Origin of the sequence: Vibrio sp. 070316B (assembly GCF_013114115.1) — a bacterium.
Lineage (GTDB): Bacteria > Pseudomonadota > Gammaproteobacteria > Enterobacterales > Vibrionaceae > Vibrio > Vibrio chagasii_B.
Genome location: NZ_VTYC01000001.1, coordinates 325,671 through 340,673, shown reverse-complemented (window position 1 = coordinate 340,673; position 15,003 = coordinate 325,671). Strand labels below are relative to the sequence as shown.

Sequence of the window (15,003 nt, the reverse complement as noted above, 5' to 3'; positions counted from 1 at the left end):
AAAACGGGAGCCATTGGCTCCCGTTTTGTAACTTACTTTAGCTCGCGATTGTAGCTTCTTAAAACTATAGCTTCTTAGAGATAAGCGCAGAGCCAGCAATAATACCAATACCTAGTAGCATGATTGCACCTTTACCGCTGTCGAAGCCAGAAGAGATACCCATGAACGCAACGATTGCGATAGCTACTGGGATGATGTACTTAACTAGTGCGTACCATAGACCAAATAGTGGGAAAGATACTTCACCGTCGTTAGTGATTTCTTTCTCTAGGTCTGCACGGTTTAGTCTCCAACCAGCGAAGATACATACCAACATACCGCCAACAGCTAGGAAGATCTTATCTGTTAGTAGGTCGAAGATATCAAATGCGCCTGTGTCGAATAGTGTTGGACCAACGCCACCTAGAGATAGAGATGCGAAGATACATAGCGCAGCCATTACAACACTTGCAGACAATACTGCCGTTACACGCTTCATGCCTTTCTCGTCGATTAGGTAAGAAACCACAACCTCTAGTAGAGAAACTGAAGATGTTAGAGCCGCAACACTTAGACCGATGAAGAACATAAGTGCGAATAGAAGACCAATCACGCCGCCCATTTCAGCAAATAGCTGAGGAACAACAACGAACACTAGACCAGGACCTGCTGCTGGCTCCATACCGAATGCGAACATCGCTGGGAACATTGCAACACCAGCTAGGATAGCAACACCTGTATCCATTGCTGTAACCATAGCGGTAGTTTGAACTAGGTTTTCTTTCTTCTTAAGGTAAGAACCATAAGTCAACATACAACCCATACCAAGAGATAGTGAGAAGAATGCTTGGCCAAGTGCAGCTAGAATTACGTTGCTGTCTACCTTAGAGAAATCAGGGCTGAATAGGAACTCAAGACCAGCCATAGAACCTGGAAGAGTCAGACCTTTGATCGATACCACGATAAGGATCAGGAATAGCAGTGGCATTAGAACCTTACCCGCTTTCTCGATACCGCCCGAGATACCTTTCATAACGATAACAACGTTAAGAAGTAGGTATAGCCCCATCCACATTAGTGGTTGAACTGGGTTAGAGATGAAACCACCGAAGCTGTCACCGATTGCTTCAGGTGCGTCTAGAAGACCACCAGCAATCTTACCAATGTATGCGATAGACCAGCCACCTACTACAGGGTAGAAACCCATGATAAGTAGACCACTCACTACGCCAATAACACCAGCGAACGTCCAACGACGGTCAGTTGATTTAAATGCACCTACTGCTGATTTTTGCGTATGACGGCCAATAGCAAATTCAGTCAGCATTACACTGAAACCGATGAAAATTACGAAAAACAGGTAAATTGCAACGAATGCACCACCGCCACTCTCGCCTGCTGTGTATGGGAATTTCCAAATGTTACCTAAGCCAACAGCAGAACCTGCTGCAGCCATTACGAATCCTAACTTCGAACCCCAGGTATCACGGGGTGTTGTGGTTGTATTACTAGTAGCCACGTTTACTCCAAAATTTGTGTTGTGTGATGTTGTGTTTTGCTTTGGGTGGCGTCTTTAAAAGATAAGGTGTAAAAACGACTTTACACACTTAGAAGATTTGATTGACGCTCTTTGTATAGCAAGTAAACCAGTTTAAGAATAAAATTGGAAGTCCGAACCGTACATATTTCGTTACCAATGTAAATTTTTATGGTTAAATGCCGCCTTTTCATACAAAACAATCGTTTTCTTCTTAAGTTAACCAAAACTTAACAACTATAACCTGTTTACAGCTTTTGCTCTATTTTGTAAATAGTTGATTCCTTAAATTCCCATATCCACAAAATAGCATTACTATCTAAGTATCTCTTTTTTCGAGTATTCAATGTGGAAAAGCTCTACCATTTTTTAACATTAGCCGCTGTTGCTTTGTACTGGGTACTTGTCGCCGGTGTAACATTGCGTGTTGTACTAAAACGACGCTCTGTCAGCGTTTCTCTCGCCTGGCTTATGGTTATCTACATTATCCCAATTGTGGGGGTGGCTTGTTACTTCTTATTTGGCGAGCTAAATCTTGGCAGGAAAAGGGCTGAACGCGCACATCGCATGTTTACTCCCTTTGGTGATTGGTTCCGTCAATTGAACGATTGCCAACTTCACCAACCAGGGAAAGTCGGCTCCCCTATCCATAAGATTGACGAGCTTTGTAACAATCGAATGGGCATTCCTGCGCTCAGTGGAAACACTCTATCCCTGCAATCTTCACCAAACGAGATCCTACACGCAATTATTGAAGATATAGAAAATGCCCAAACCAGTATTAAGATGGTTTTCTATATTTGGCATCCAGGTGGCCTGACCGATTCGGTTGCCTCTGCGCTGATTCGCGCAGCAAAACGTGGCGTAGATGTTAAAGTTTTGCTCGATTCAGCGGGTAGCCCGCGCTTTTTCAAAAGCCATTGGCTCGCAATGATGAAAGACGCGGGTGTTCATGTTGTACAAGCATTGGAAGTGAGCCCGTGGCGTATTTTCTTGCGACGCCTTGATCTAAGGCAGCACCGTAAGATTATTGTTATTGATGAGACTATTGCCTACACAGGCTCGATGAATATGGTCGACCCAGCTCACTTCAAACAGAGCTCGGGCGTTGGCCAATGGATTGATGTGATGGTTCGCGTCACCGGCCCAACCGTTAACGTGCTCTCTGCAATCCACGGCTGGGACTGGGAAGTAGAAACCGGCGAGCGTATTTTACCTGAGTTACCTGAGTGCTCTGTAGAAGAAGCAGTGACGCATCACCCCGTACAAGTTGTGCCGTCGGGTCCAGGTATGCCGGAGTATTTGATCCTGCAAGTTCTAACTATTGCGATCAATCAGGCTAACCATACCGTGCGTATTACGACCCCTTACTTTGTGCCGAGTGCGGACTTGTTAGAAACCCTTAAGATGACGGCTCAACGTGGTGTCAACGTCGAACTGATCATCCCACACAATAATGATTCGCTGATGGTTAAGTGGGCCTCTCGTGCATTCTATACCGAGCTACTCGAGGCGGGTGTGAAGATCTACGAGTTTTACGGTGGTCTTCTTCATACCAAATCGGTAGTCATCGATGAAGAGTTCTGCTTAATTGGAACGGTCAATATCGACATGCGCAGTTTATGGCTCAACTTTGAAGTAACGCTCGCTGTGGACGATGTGCATTTCACTCAAACACTCTCTGAACTGCAGAAATCTTATATCGCTTCATCTCACTCTGTAGAGTTAGAACAGTGGGAGCAAAGAAACCTAAGTAATCGCTTCTTTGAGAGGCTGTTCTACTTGTTCAACCCACTCCTATAGTTCCAGCAATAAGTCGATTATGGCTCGTTGTTTCCCCATCGATCATTTTTAACCTTTCACTGTTAACTGAGTGAAAGGTTAAAAATCGTAAGAAAAGCGCAAAAATCCCCGCTCCGCTCTTGCTTTGAACACTCTTGGCATGTTTTAAATAGGACATAACCGATTGATAAGGAATTCACAGCATGTCCGAGAACAAAACCACTAAACTGATCACAGCCGGTCGTGATAAGAAGTGGACCAATGGTGTTGTTAACCCACCAGTACAACGCGCTTCAACTGTCGTATTTAACTCAGTAGAAGAAAAGCGTAAGGCTACGATTAACCGCGCTAACAAAACCCTTTTTTACGGACGTCGTGGAACCAACACTCATTTCGCTTTCCAAGATGCGATGGTTGAAGTGGAAGGCGGTGCTGGCTGTGCACTCTACCCTTGTGGAACGGCAGCTATCTCTAATGCGATCCTTTCTTTTGTAGAAACAGGCGACCATATTTTGATGGTCGACACGTGCTACGAGCCAACTCGTGACTTCTGTGACACCATCATGAAGAAAATGGGTGTAGAAACCACCTACTACGAGCCAACCATTGGTGAAGGTATCCAAGACCTTATCAAACCAAACACCAAGGTACTGTTTACCGAGTCTCCGGGCTCTGTCACCATGGAAGTCCAAGACATTCCAACGCTTGCGCGTATTGCTCACGAACATGACATCATCGTGATGCTAGACAACACTTGGGCAGCCGGCGTTAACTTCTCTCCGTTTGAGTTTGGCGTTGATATCTCGATTCAAGCCGCAACCAAATACATCGTTGGCCACTCAGATGTGATGCTAGGTACAGCGGTCGCGAACGAGAAATGCTGGGATCAGCTAAGAGAGCAAAGCTACTTGATGGGTCAGTGTGTTTCACCAGACGACGCTTACCTTGGCCTACGCGGCATACGTACTCTTGATGTTCGACTGCGCCAACACGCAGAAAGTAGCTTGAAAGTCGCTAAATGGTTAGAAACACGTCCAGAAGTCGACCACGTTCGTCACCCAGCTCTAGAGTCTTGCCCAGGCCATGAATTCTTTAAGCGAGACTTTACCGGTGGTAATGGCTTGTTCTCTTTCGTGCTCAAAAACTCAAATACAAAAGCGACCACAGCGCTACTTGATGGCATGACGCACTTTAGTATGGGTTACTCCTGGGGCGGCTTTGAGAGTTTGATCCTAGCGAACGAACCGAGCAGTTTTGATAGCCTAAGAACCGTTGCGAACCCTAACTTCGAAGGTACCTTGATTCGTGTTCATATCGGCTTAGAAGATGTTGATGATTTGATTGCAGATCTAGAGGCTGGATTGGAGCGTTACAACGCGCTCGTTTAATCTTTAGCATCAAGCTTACCGAGACTAAAAAGGCAGGACTACCCTGCCTTTTTTCAGTTCTGCGTATCAACAGCGTACAGCCCCACAAGCCCTAATAGCTGATTAGTGAACCTTGTAGCATGTCCAATTAAAGATTTCAGAGCGGTGTTCATTAAACAGATACAGGGACTGCTCCTTCTCCAAAATCGAGTAATCAATGGTCACTCCTTTGTACTCACTGTATTCCTGATTGATGATTGGATCATGAAACGGAGTTGCGGTTCTCACATCAATAATGCTCATCGACAAATGATCCCCATCCAAACCATAGTAACCCGAATAAAGGTTTTCCATCGTGCCTTCGGTACCGTCTTTCTCTGTAATCGTCACAAACTCTCTCATGCTAAAAGTTTGGTCAGACTGAAAAGTAATGCTCATTCGCTCATAAAGCGATTGGTACGGTCGGAATGCCTGAGATAAGAAATCCGTTTTTAGCGTTTTACAGTGCCATCGAGAGCCCGCCAGTGCATTTTGGTCGAGAAAAAAGCTTGCCGAAGCAATTACCAATAAAATGAGTAAGCCAATTAATCGCAAAAGTAGCTCCTCTTTTTCATATGAGATGCAAACGAGTCAAAAGACGTCTCTACATTGAAAATCGTCGCCCCATAATTAAGAGCCTCGCCATCCTTCCTTTGAACTAACATGTACAAAGCATCGCTCTCTGGCTGATCGACAGATGGATAAATACGAACAAACACATCCACATTACAGTGGCTAGGTATCACACTGGTCAGCTTTTCAGTTATCGCTGGTAGCGAATAGGAATCTCCATGAACAATATGGAAAAAATAGTGGTTAGTATTGTCTGTGTAACTATCACTATATTCCGCCTCATCGATAAAGTAAGGCGTTGGCTTGTAGTAAGTTTGGAATAGATTGAACGCAGTAACGAGAACACAAATAAGTGCGATTATATAGCCTGCTTTGATAGCATGTTTATTGTTAGTTATGCTTGATAAACCAAGTGCAACCGAACCGTGCGCTTGATTTGAAGATGTAAAGCCCGAAGTTATAGCCGAAGAACTCTCTACAGGCTCTTGGCTTGTCGTTGAGGCTTTATCTGCTGTTACGATCGACTCCTCTTGAATCGTTGGCTTTGCTGCTATAGTCGCTACAGACGCCGACTGGACTTCATCAAGGTCTACTTGAGGCGCAGCTTGGGTGTTTGAGCTTGTTCCTTTCGACTCATTGATTTCAAGGGAATAGCCGGTTTTACTTACGGTACGAATTGTTGCACAACCACAAGTGACTCTAGACAGCGTTTTTCTGATCTTAGATATCACATTGGTTAGAGCTTGCTCTGAGACAATGACGTTACCCCAACACCTTTCAAATATCAGGCCTCGCTCAATGCATTCACCAGCATTCTCCAGTAAGAACAGGAACACCTTACCTTCTAACGGCGCGATAGTTTCTACGTGGCCATCTTCACGCACAAACTGCCTAAGCAAGGGATCATAACTAGCATCACAAATTTGGTAGCTTTGTTGTTTCACTATCGTCTTCTAGGTTTTAATTCGGTCGCATATGATATTGAATAGTTTATAAATGGCTAGTGAATTTTCCAATTTTCACACAATTATTTCGCGACAATAATTAACACTTTTATTTGTAAGGGCAACCAACGATGTGGTCGTTCACCATACCGGTGGCTTGCATAAATGCGTAACAGATTGTTTCTCCTACAAACTTAAAGCCTCTCTTCTTTAAAAACTTGCTCATCGCTTTGGATTGCTCTGTTGAAGCGGGTACTTGAGACATCTCGGTCCACTGATTATCGACCACTTTGTTATCAACGAACTGCCATAAAGCATTCGATAGTGAGCCAAACTCTTTCTGAAGTTCCAGCGTTGCGCGAGCATTACTATATACCGAGGCAATCTTGCCCTTATGCTTAACCACATCGAAGTTTTCAATAATGCTCGGTACATTGTCCTCATTGAAAGCAGCGAGCTTGTTGAGATCATAGTTCTCAAACGCAGCACGATAGCTCTCTCGTTTTTTCAGTATAGTAATCCAGCTAAGTCCCGCTTGAGCGCCCTCCAAAGTGATGAATTCAAACAACACTTGGTCATCGTAGACAGGTACGCCCCACTCCGTATCGTGGTATTCCCTTTCAAGTTCATGTTTGAGTGCCCATGCACAGGTTCTTTCCACGGTATTCGCTTCCATTTCGATAATCTCACTTTGGTAATCGTACATAAAAATAATGCCCCAAGTCGGGGCATTATTTCAAAAGTAAATTAGAGTTATGCTACGTCAATTTTATGGAACAGGCGGTACAGTACCGGTACAACGATAAGCGTCAGTACCGTCGCAAAACCCAAACCAAACATAATGGTAACAGCCATTGGCTTGAAGAAAATATCAGGCAACAAAGGAATCATACCTAGAATCGTCGTAATCGCTGCCATACATACCGGGCGAACACGACTTAGCGCAGCATCAACAACAGCAACATAAGGATCCTTACCTGACTTCATCTCAATCTCGATTTGGTCAAGTAGTACGATACCGTTCTTCAAAAGCATCCCGGATAGACTCAAGAAGCCTAACAGAGCCATAAAGCCAAACGGGGTGTTTAAGGCCAGCAAGCCAGTCGTTACACCGATTAAAGCCAGTGGTACCGTTAACCATACGATCAGCGGCTCTTTTACTGAGTTAAACAGGAACACGGTGATCAAGAACATGAACAAGTAGCCAAGAGGCATGGTTGTGAATAGTGACGCCTGCGCATCCGCAGATGACTCATACTCACCACCCCACTCAAGAGAATAACCCGGTGGCATCTCAATCGCTTCTATTTGTGGCTGTAGGCGCTTCTGTAGCGTAGAAGCGGTTTCTTCGCCCAGTAGGTCAGGATCCGCCATGACTGTCAGCATACGCTTACGATTCTTACGAATGATCAGTGGATCTTCCCATTCCAACTCATAGCCTAAAGTCACTTGTTGCAGTGGAATGTATTCACTTAACGCAGGGCTCCAGATCTTCATACCTTCGATGTTACGAATATCGACACGCTCATCTTCTGGTAAACGAGCCACAATCGGCATCAGCGTTGTACCATCACGGTACACACCGATCGACTTACCAGAGAAAGACATCGCGAGGAAATCATCAACATCAGACTTAGTGATACCGTAACGACGAGCTTGGCTTTCATTGAACTGAGGCTCTAGTACCTTAGTTCTTTCACGCCAGTCGTGGCGAACGTTAAATGCGCCGCTATCAGCACGCATTACATCCATCACTTGGGCTGCAATTGAACGAAGTACCGTTGGATCAGAACCTACAATACGCGCTTCAATCTTCGCACCGCCACCAGGACCTAATTCAATCTGCTTAAGCTTGTAATCTATCTCTGGGAACTGACCATCTACGTGCTCACGGAAGCGTTTCATTAGCCCTTCAAGCACTTCGTAACTTTTCACACGCACCGTTATCTCGCCGTAAGCGCTATAACTTTTCTCAGGTGCGTAAGTTAGCATGAAACGTTGCAAGCCTTTACCTGCAGTCGTCGTGATATGTTCTACTTCGTCCTGTTCAGCCAGCCAACCTTCTAGCACTTTAAGCTTGGTGTTGGTTGCTCGGATATCGGTCCCTTCTGGCATCCACACATCGACTTGGAACATCGGTGTCGTCGACGATGGGAAGAAAGCTTGTTTTACGAAACCAAAACCGTAAACACTCGCCCCTAGGCCTATGACTAACACAGCCATCGTCAACCATGCACGCTTCATACAGAACTCTAAAAAGTTCTTATAGATAACAAAGACCATCCCGTTATACGGATCTTTGCCCTCATTATCTGCATCGACCTTCTGACCTTTAAAGAAGATATCGGCAAAGAATGGCGTAATTGAGATAGCCGTAAACCAGCTCAACATTAGCGAGATAAGTAGAACCGTGAACAAGGTGCCACAGTACTCACCCGTCGAGTCTTCAGACAAACCGATAGGCGCAAATGCCGTTACCGCGATAACCGTTGCACCGAGCAATGGCCATTTAGTCTGAGTTACGATATCAGTCGCGGCCTGCATCCGGGTTCGCCCCTTCTGCGTGCCGATCAATATCCCCTCGACCACCACTATGGCGTTATCCACCAGCATCCCCAGTGCGATAACCAATGCACCCAGTGAGATACGTTGTAGATCGATTTTGAAGTACTGCATAAAAATGAAGGTACCAAACACGGTCAGTAGCAGTATCAAGCCAATCAACAGACCGGAACGCAGACCCATGAAGAACAGCAGCACCACGATTACGATCGCAACCGCCTGCCCCAAGCTCACCACAAAGCCGCTTACTGATTTATCTACTTCTTTTGGCTGGTTATACACCTCAGAAATATCGATGCCGACCGGCTGTTGGTACTTAAGCTCTGCCAATCTTCGGTCAAACGCTTCACCCACCGCGACCACGTTTACGCCTTGCGCAAAGGACACACCAAGGTTAAGTGCCAGTTTGCCGTTGTAGCCGATAATGTTAGTCGGTACTTCAACATAACCACGGGTTACCTCTGCTACATCTTTTAAGTAGATGAGGCCTTGAGCGCCCCCTTCGGTTAGGATCAAATCACCCAATTGCTCTACATTCTGGAACTCGCCCGTAGGATGGATACGAATGTATTCGTCACCAATTCTCACCGCACCCGCACTGGAAACAATGTTTTGAGTCGATAAAAGATTAAATACCGTGTTTGGCGAGATACCCAAAGAGCTAATCCGTTTCATCGAGATTTCAATGAACACTTGCTCTTGCTGCTGACCAGAAACAGAAACTTTACTGACCCCATCAACCAGTTCCAACTCTCGCCTTAAATAATCGATATAGTCCAATAGTTCTTTGTAGCTGTAGCCATCACCGGTTACCGCGAGCAAAATACCGTAAACATCACCAAAATCATCGATAACTTGAGGGTCGTTCACACCAGGCGGCAGTGACACTTTCAAGTCATTCACTTTTCGACGAAGTTCATCCCAAATCTGCGGCAGATCGTCTGGACCATAGTTATTCTTCATCGTTACCGTTACCTGAGACAGGCCGCGGCTAGAAATAGAGTTAACCTCATCAACATAGGTAAGTTGTTGGATCGCTTTCTCTAATGGATAGGTTACTTCCTCTTCTACTTGCTGAGGTGTCGCACCTGGGTAAGAGGTGACAACCATGGCATCTTTGATGGTAAAAGCCGGGTCTTCTAAACGCCCCAAACCAAAGAAGGCAGAAACACCACCAATCAGGAAGATCAACGAGAGCATCCAACTGATGACTTTATTGCGAATAAAGTAAGCCGCTACACCCGTGATCTGCTCATCACCCTGCTGAGCGTCATTCTGGGGCTTGTTATTTGCTTCACTCATTGTTCGCCTCCTGAGATAATACTTCCACTGTCATCCCATCTCGCAATCGCGATACGCCCGCTACAACTATATGTTGCCCCATCTCTAATCCTTTGATTATTTGCAACGTTTTCTGGTTGGCTTTACCTAATACCACTTTCTGCTTTGAAACTGTATTGTCGTCATTAATGACCCAAACGAATGAGTTCTTGCGAGTAAGTTCATCGCCGTCAGCATTGAATACCGCCTCTATAGGTACTAAAACACCAGCTTTCAGTTCCAACCCAATATCTCGACCATGTGAGGTAACGTCGACCGCCATACCGTCCAGAATCAGATCGTCTTCGGGCATCGGTAGTGCCAAGGTCACGGTAAAGGTTCCGGTGCTTGGATCGGGCTCTGTGGTGAACTCTTTAATGCCTGCTGGATACTCATTACCGCTTGGAACTCGCACCAAGGCCGTCACATTTTCAAGGATGGTTTCGCTAGGTTGATTAACGTAGATTTGATCAGGTAGTTGAATCACCACCTCAACATCCTCAACGCTGTGAATATTCACGATTTGCTGACCCACTTGAATGTTCTCAAATTGGTCGACACTGACACGGGAAATGATCCCATCAACGGGTGCTTTTAACATGGTGAAAGACAGGCGTAGTTTTGCTAGTTCTAACTCGGCATAAGCGATCTGACGTTGGGCAGCAATTTCATCAAACTGCGACTTCGCGAGTAGGCCCTTTTTCACCAAGGGTCTAGAACGTTTGTATTGGCTATTAACTACCGTATATCTGGCTTGAGCATTGTCTACGTCTAATTGATAATCTGTGGGATCAAGCTCAGCAATAATATCTCCAGCTTTAACTCGTTCGCCCTCTTTGACATCGAGCCTAAATATTTCACCCGCCACTCGAAAACTCAGGTGGGCTTTTTCCGCCGCGTTGGCAACGGCAGGGAAATACAGTTTGTCATTGAAATCTAATACTGAAATCTCAATCGCTTTCACTAATGGCGTATTATCGACTTCAACTTGTGGTTTCTCTCCACACGCGGTCAGCAAAGCTAAACATGACAATCCTGTCGCTAATTTAAATGCACTCATGTTATAGCCCCCTTTCCTTGATCCACTCTCGAACTTTAATGCCGGATTCAAGGCCATTCACACCAGAAGTTACGATGCGGTCGCCATCGTTCAGGCCAGAGACAATGTGACGTTTTTCATCAATCACGATCGCGACTTTTTCAACGATTCCGTCACTGTTCACACGCCATACCGAAACGTCATCGCCATTGGTCATCATGGCAGAAGTCGGGATTTTGGTTGCAGCCGCTTGAGCTGACACAAGATTCACCGTACCAGACATGCCTGGCAAGATGCCGATATCGGTTGGTCTTTCCATCACCATGGTGACTTTATATGAACCCGTTTTAGGGTCAGCTTCTGTATCTACCTCTTGGAACGTCAGTACATAGGAGTTTTCAGGAAACGCATCAAATACCATTGTCGCATCGGTTTCAAACCCAGAAGAAAAGCGCGTAATAAGTTGGTCGGGTAATAAGAAAACGACTTTAAGAATTTGATTGGTCTGAATATTCATGACGCCTTCTTTAGCGGCAATATACTCATGATTTTCAGCAGGAATGATGGAAATGGTGCCATCATACGGAGCAACCAATGTGGTGTAACGAAGATTCGCATTGGCTTGATTAAGCACCGCTCGAGCTGAATTGTGATTCGCTTTCGCTTGGTCGAAATCTTGCTCTGATACCACTCGATCTTTACGAAGTTTTATCGCACGTTGATATTGAACATCGGCTAGCTGAAAATTCGCTTTTGCTTGCTTCTCTAGCAGTTGATATTCATCAGGGTTTAACTTGGCAAGTTCATCCCCTTTCGACACATGCTGGCCGGCAGTCACATCTATGCTCTGTAATAATCCAGGAACACGAAATGCAAGTACCGCTCTGTCACCAGCTTCGGTTGTGGCAGGGAAGTTACGCTCAAAAGCATTGTTACCGACGGAGACAGTGAAGAGTTTGGCGGGTCTGGATTCAGGTTCAGGCACGGGAGGAAGCTCCTTACCACACCCAGACAGCCCAGCTAAGGCCGTCAATAGGACAAGGGAGGCTCTATACATTGGTGATCATCCATATCTATAAATATTTTTATAACATAGATTAATCACATGTAACTTACCAGTCAGCGTAAGATTTATTTAGAGAAAATTATTAAAAAAAATAACGGCTTGGAATAAATTTTCCTAAACCGTTATCTAATCTTTCTTAGGTTTTACCGCTACATATTCTTAAATTCTCGGTTCACTTTAAACGTGTCTGAGGTGACATAAGCTTCCATGTTGCGGACACTGGTCTCTAACTTCTGGAAATCACCCTCTAAAGTGTTCAACAGAGACTCTGCAGTTTGCCCTTTTTCCCAAGGCTTCTGCTTGAGCGTATGCTCTTGTTTGGCCTTCATTTGGTCAACATACTGAGGTGGTTGTTTTTCAAGCATAAATGTCAAAGCTAAATACGCTAATAACACCAAAAAACTACCGCCAAGCAGTGCAGCAGAGATAACCATGATGCGAACCAACCAGACTTCAAGGCCGAAATAGTTCGCCAACCCTGCACACACGCCAGACAACTTACCGTTAATTGGATCGCGATACAGATCTCTACTCATAGTTTCGTCTCCAGTTAGGTGACTCCGCATCCAGTATTTTTTCTAGCGTTGTTACGCGGTCTTGCATCGATTCTGCCTGTGCTGAAAGCTTATGCAGACGTTGAAGATCCGTTTCCGATAGCCCATTACTGGATTTCTTCTTGCTGCGGTAATGTAGGAATAACCATAGCGGTGCCACGAAGATCAAAAAGACAATCAGTGGACCTGCAATTAGAAATGTGGACATAGACAACTCCTGAATTATTTATCGCGGTTTTCAACTTGTTGCTTCAGCTTCGCTAGCTCTTTTTCAATTTCATCTTGAGCCTGCAGTTCTGCAAATTCTTGGTCTAACGATTTTGCATTGCCTGTCTTCGCGTAAACATCCGCTTCAGCTTCTAATTCATCCACTTTACGCGAGAATTGCTCAAACTTCGCCATCGCTTCATTAGTTTTGCTTGAGTGCAGGTGTTTTTGAACATCACGACGGTTGCTCGCTGCATTGTTGCGGATCATCAGTGCTTGTTGCTTGGCACGAGTCTCAGCAATCTTAGTTTCAAGCTTGCCAATCTCGCTGGTCAGTTTTTCAATCGTTTCATGCACTAACGTTTGCTCTGTGTGTAGACTCTTGATGATGTCTTCCAGCTTTTGCTTTTCGATCAGCGCTGCTCTCGCTAAATCTTCGCGTTGCTTAGTCAGTGCCAGTGTCGCTTTATTCTGCCAATCAAGAATTTGAGTTTCGATTGCTTCAACTTTACGTGCTAGCTCTTTCTTGTCTGCTATCGCTTTTGCTGAGTTAGTGCGCACTTCAACTAGCGTGTCTTCCATCTCTTGGATAATCAGGCGAATCATCTTTTCAGGATCTTCAGCCTTATCTAATAGTGCGCTGATGTTTGAATTTACGATGTCTGCAAAGCGAGAAAAAATACCCATGAGGAACTCCTTAATTACAATTGAAGGCAAATGCGTTTTAAATCGTTGTGCGACTCATCACCACTTGCTCGCTAATTTACATTTGTTGTTAAACCTACCATAAGTAATCCAAGTAGCGTGCCAACTTTTAAGTCATTAATTATCAGTCACTTACAATGTAATGGCGATTAACCTGAACCATGCTATGATGAATTTGGCCAAGTATTGGTATTTTTCACCATTACAGCCTTTATATGACCTCCACCAGCGCTCAGCTAACACAAGGACCCGCTATGCAGCAGAATCTTATTGGTGAATCACCTAGCTTTCTTTCTGTTTTGGACAAAGTTTCTCAACTGGCTCCAATAGAGAGGCCTATTCTGATCATTGGCGAGCGTGGCACAGGTAAAGAGCTGATTGCACAAAGGCTGCATTACCTCTCAAAGCGTTGGGACCAGCCCTTGATCTCGCTAAACTGTTCGACACTGAGCGAAGGCTTGATTGATTCAGAGCTGTTTGGTCATGAGTCAGGCTCCTTTACCGGTTCCAAAGGTCGTCACCATGGCCGATTTGAGAGAGCGGAAGGCGGAACACTGTTTCTTGATGAACTCGCGACAACTCCCCTTGCAGTGCAAGAAAAGCTATTGCGTGTTATTGAATACGGACAGTACGAACGTGTCGGCGGGCAAAAAGCGCTAAGCGCAAATGTAAGGTTGGTGTGTGCAACTAATGCTGACCTACCAGAGATGGCATCTAAAGGCGAATTTAGAGCCGATTTATTAGATAGGCTCGCCTTTGATGTCATTACTATTCCTCCGCTTCGTGAACGTAAAGAAGACATCACATTACTGGCTGAATACTACGCCATTAAGATGTGCCGTGAATTAGAACTCGAGTTGTTTGTTGGCTTTGCGCCATCGGCCATAGAATCCTTACTGGAATACTCTTGGCCAGGGAATGTAAGAGAACTCAAAAACGTCATTGAGCGTGCCATCTATCAACATGGTAAGAACCCATATCCTATTGAATCTTTGGTATTTAACCCGTTTAAACCAGCATGGGATAAGAATCAAGAATCAACTCAAGACATTGGCAATGAGTCATCCAACAGCCATACTTCTTCTGAAGGTTCATTTTCTTTGCCCCTTGATTACAAAGCGTGGCAAGAGCAGCAAGACATCAAGCTGCTCAATCAAGCGTTAAAACAGAGCAAGTACAACCAAAAACAAGCCGCCGAATTACTCGGACTCACCTACAACCAATTAAGGGGAATGGTGAGGAAGTACGCGATTGTCGGACAAGGCAGTGAGAAATAGCCACACTCATAGGATTATTATTTGGAGCCGAATAAATAAAATGTTAAATTGT

General features: G+C 44.9%; 13 protein-coding genes. 3 read left to right on the top strand and 10 right to left on the bottom strand.

Going from position 1 to position 15,003, the window contains the following annotated elements; genetic code table 11:
- Positions 1-64 precede the first annotated feature (64 nt).
- Entirely contained in the window at positions 65-1,498 is a 1,434-nt protein-coding gene (locus F0251_RS01605) for a sodium-dependent transporter (protein ID WP_080566587.1), read from the bottom strand.
- A 366-nt stretch (positions 1,499-1,864) separates the two neighbouring features.
- Between F0251_RS01605 and cls the strand changes: the two genes are divergently transcribed.
- Positions 1,865-3,319, top strand: coding sequence for a cardiolipin synthase (gene cls, locus F0251_RS01600; RefSeq protein WP_061031734.1), 1,455 nt, complete (start codon positions 1,865-1,867; stop codon positions 3,317-3,319).
- Between the two features lie 182 nt (positions 3,320-3,501).
- A complete protein-coding gene (locus F0251_RS01595) occupies positions 3,502-4,686 on the top strand; it encodes a cystathionine beta-lyase (protein WP_017108370.1) in 1,185 nt (394 codons plus the stop codon).
- A 102-nt stretch (positions 4,687-4,788) separates the two neighbouring features.
- Here F0251_RS01595 and F0251_RS01590 read toward each other — a convergent pair whose 3' ends face one another.
- The 9 genes from F0251_RS01590 to pspA all read right to left on the bottom strand — a co-directional run bounded on the left by F0251_RS01590 (position 4,789) and on the right by pspA (position 13,656).
- The gene (locus F0251_RS01590; protein ID WP_017108384.1) at positions 4,789-5,259 is read right to left on the bottom strand and encodes a hypothetical protein; all 471 of its coding nucleotides are present in this window, start codon (positions 5,257-5,259) and stop codon (positions 4,789-4,791) included.
- A complete protein-coding gene (locus F0251_RS01585) occupies positions 5,250-6,221 on the bottom strand; it encodes a winged helix-turn-helix domain-containing protein (protein ID WP_061031735.1) in 972 nt (323 codons plus the stop codon). The genes F0251_RS01590 and F0251_RS01585 overlap by 10 nt, the downstream gene beginning before the upstream one ends.
- 109 nt (positions 6,222-6,330) lie before the next feature.
- On the bottom strand, positions 6,331-6,897 hold the full coding sequence (locus tag F0251_RS01580; protein ID WP_171730226.1) for a DNA-3-methyladenine glycosylase I: 567 nt from the start codon (positions 6,895-6,897) through the stop codon (positions 6,331-6,333).
- Positions 6,898-6,974: 77 nt separating this feature from the next.
- Positions 6,975-10,085, bottom strand: a complete 3,111-nt coding sequence (locus tag F0251_RS01575) for an efflux RND transporter permease subunit (RefSeq protein WP_061031736.1) — start codon at positions 10,083-10,085, stop codon at positions 6,975-6,977.
- Entirely contained in the window at positions 10,078-11,163 is a 1,086-nt protein-coding gene (locus tag F0251_RS01570) for an efflux RND transporter periplasmic adaptor subunit (protein WP_171730166.1), read from the bottom strand. The genes F0251_RS01575 and F0251_RS01570 overlap by 8 nt, the downstream gene beginning before the upstream one ends.
- 1 nt (position 11,164) lies before the next feature.
- Positions 11,165-12,199 (bottom strand): efflux RND transporter periplasmic adaptor subunit, encoded by a 1,035-nt coding sequence (locus tag F0251_RS01565; protein WP_171730165.1) that lies wholly within the window; start codon positions 12,197-12,199, stop codon positions 11,165-11,167.
- 158 nt (positions 12,200-12,357) lie between these two features.
- Positions 12,358-12,744, bottom strand: coding sequence for an envelope stress response membrane protein PspC (gene pspC / locus F0251_RS01560; RefSeq protein ID WP_061031739.1), 387 nt, complete (start codon positions 12,742-12,744; stop codon positions 12,358-12,360).
- Positions 12,737-12,970 carry an envelope stress response membrane protein PspB gene (pspB, locus tag F0251_RS01555; protein WP_004742066.1) on the bottom strand — a complete coding sequence of 78 codons (234 nt, stop codon included), beginning with the start codon at positions 12,968-12,970 and terminating at the stop codon, positions 12,737-12,739. Before pspB ends, pspC begins: the two co-directional genes overlap by 8 nt.
- Before the next feature lie 14 nt (positions 12,971-12,984).
- Positions 12,985-13,656, bottom strand: a complete 672-nt coding sequence (gene pspA / locus F0251_RS01550) for a phage shock protein PspA (RefSeq protein ID WP_010440091.1) — start codon at positions 13,654-13,656, stop codon at positions 12,985-12,987.
- A 272-nt stretch (positions 13,657-13,928) separates the two neighbouring features.
- Between pspA and pspF the strand changes: the two genes are divergently transcribed.
- Entirely contained in the window at positions 13,929-14,951 is a 1,023-nt protein-coding gene (pspF, locus tag F0251_RS01545) for a phage shock protein operon transcriptional activator (protein ID WP_171730164.1), read from the top strand.
- The last annotated feature ends 52 nt before the right edge of the window (positions 14,952-15,003 follow it).